General features: G+C 66.1%; 4 protein-coding genes. All 4 read right to left on the reverse strand.

Features of this window, described 5'->3' with window-relative positions; genetic code table 11:
* Positions 1–545: 545 nt before the first annotated feature.
* Positions 546–1094, reverse strand: a complete 549-nt coding sequence (locus tag ACK5KK_RS01430; protein WP_416888310.1) for a hypothetical protein — start codon at positions 1092–1094, stop codon at positions 546–548.
* A 101-nt stretch (positions 1095–1195) separates the two neighbouring features.
* Entirely contained in the window at positions 1196–1918 is a 723-nt protein-coding gene (locus ACK5KK_RS01435) for a hypothetical protein (RefSeq protein WP_416888311.1), read from the reverse strand.
* Between the two features lie 9 nt (positions 1919–1927).
* A complete protein-coding gene (locus ACK5KK_RS01440) occupies positions 1928–2098 on the reverse strand; it encodes a hypothetical protein (protein WP_416888312.1) in 171 nt (56 codons plus the stop codon).
* Between the two features lie 4 nt (positions 2099–2102).
* Positions 2103–2402, reverse strand: a 300-nt coding sequence (locus ACK5KK_RS01445) for a helix-turn-helix domain-containing protein (protein ID WP_416888313.1), incomplete at its 5' end; no start/stop codon positions are given.

A 2402-nucleotide genomic window follows, 5' to 3' on the forward strand; every position in this document is an offset into this window, starting at 1 on the left:
ATCCGCCGCGACATCACCCGACAGAATGACATCCGGATCCCGCCCGACGAGGTCCCCGACCTGCGACGAGACATCGTCGATCCGATACCAGAGTGCCTGATCGGTGAACCGCGACGAGTAGTACGAGCCATACGTCAAGGGGAGCTGCTCGCGCACCGGCAACCACCCGGATTCTCGAAGACCGCGTCGCCGCTCCGGCGGCGGCTCGCCAGATACTGCGACACCGCCGGCTGCGACACCCCACGCTCGCAAGCTCGACCTGCGTGACCGGCTCGACCGCTTCGTACAGCCGACGAACAGCAGCAGCCTTCCCGGCTCCCCATCGTCGCGTGCGAGTCGATCCCACGCACCCAATAAGTGTTCTCCGCTCCGGAGGCGAGAACACCTATATCGGGGGCCGAGGCCGCTGCTGCCACGGAGAGCCAGAAACGTAACGGTAGAGCGCCATACCGGCCTGTTGTAGGTCGTCACAGTTGAAGTGCCCGGGGCGGGGTTCGAACCCGCACCCCCTTGCGGGGAGGGACGGGTCCGGCTGCCGGCGAGCATCAGCCGGGGAACGCCCGCTTCGCCGCTCGCGCCACCACACGCGTGAAACCGACGTCGACGCCCCCGGATACGACGCCGCCGACCACGGGAACAACCTTGGCCAGGGTCACAACGGAGCGCTTCGTGCCGTACTTCGCGATCAACATGAACCCCGCCTTCTTGTTGATGGATCGGATGACCTCGATCGGGATGGTCTCAATGAGCTTCATCGTCGCGTGGCCGCCGACCTTGACTCCTGCGGCGGTCAGCGATTCGTTCAGCGACCCCCCGGCGGCCAGAAGCAGGATGGCCGTCTGAGCCGTCTCGTCCTCGAGGCTCCAGCCGCGCAGGTCAGCGATCGCTCCCACCATGCGGGCGTTCAGGAGCATGCTGCCTGCGAGGTTGGCCACGATGGCCGCCGGCAGGGTGACGAACCCACCGACACCCGTCGTAAATCCCGTCGCCCCTGTAGCCGTTGTCGTCTCGTTGACGATTCTGCGGATCGCACGCTCAGCATCGCCGTCGAACTTGCTGAGGCGATCTTCCGCGTAGGCCGCGGCTCCAGTCACCGGCCCAGCGCCCTCGTTCACGAACCTCGTGACCGCGCTCGCAGCCTGTGCCGCCGCCGATTCCAGGGACTGCCGCGCCCGGGATCGCGCCGGATCGTCAGTCACTCTGCCCCATTCCTCGTCGGGGCGACCTCGTACCCCATCGCCTCCAATTGGGCGATCGCCGTGTCCGGATCGTTGCGCACGGCCGCGCGGAGTTGGAGCGCCAGCCAGTCCGCGCGATGGCGGGCGAGCACGTCTTGCCAGCCGTCGTGCATAGGTGGAATCAACCGCTCTGCCCAAAGGAACTCGATGAAGTCTTCGAGTGAAGGTCGGAAGCGTCGACCGCCCACCGGAATGTGAAACTTCTCCAAGCCTCGTAGCCCGACGCCACCGTTCAGACCCTGGACGTAGGCAAGTTCCTCCGAGGCGCCATGAATTTGGACGTGGGCCGCGCTGCGGCGATGACGACCGGGAACCTCGTCATCGGGCTCACTCCCCTGTTGCCTGTCGTACTCGACCCGAACGGCCGGTCGGTTCGACTTCTCATCGATAACGAGCCCGAACACCGACTGCTGGACAGCGAGGTGCTCCCCCGTTGAGTCCAGTCGTACCTGGAACGAGGTCCGCAGCCACAGTCGGACGTCGTGACCTTCAGGGAGTCCGGCCGAGATCGGAATCAGCACGACTCGAGCCGGCGTCGAGTTCTCCGGATACACCCAGGCCAGATCGGCCGGTCCATCGAACGGCGTTACGACGAACCGAACTCCGGTCGTCACGGATCCGTTCACAACCTCCGTGAGAATCGCGGCGAAATCCCCGGCCGCCTCCTCCAGCGTCGCCACAGCGGGCCGCTACGCCACCGTGAGCGCGCCCTTGACCATCAGCCAGAGGTCGCGCAGCTCATCGCTCTCAAGGTCGTCCACGTCAGCATCGACGAACTCCGCCACGGTGATTCCGTAGCGGTCGAGAACCTCGGTGACGAGTCGCCGTAGGTCTTCCGGCGTCAGCGGAGCGGTAGTCACGAGATCACCTTAACCAGGGCCTGTGACACCGCTGGGGCGGATCGAGGCCGAGCGCCGACGACCGGGCGACGTCGACGCGGCAAATCTCCGCGCAGTCGTGGACCACGATCCTGGCGCGGGTTCGCATCACGGCGGCGTGGCCCACTGCGTTTGCCAGATGGGTGGTGAGCCAGTTCACGAAGCCGTCCCCGTTCGCCCCACGAACCAGCGCGTAGTCGAGGGCGAGTCCGATCACGGAGCGGTCCGGGCCGACGCCGATCAGCAGCGTGCCACCGTAGGTGTTGAGGAACGCAGCGACGGACTT

This window comes from Microbacterium sp., from assembly GCF_047972865.1.
Classification (GTDB): Bacteria; Actinomycetota; Actinomycetes; order Actinomycetales; family Microbacteriaceae; genus Microbacterium.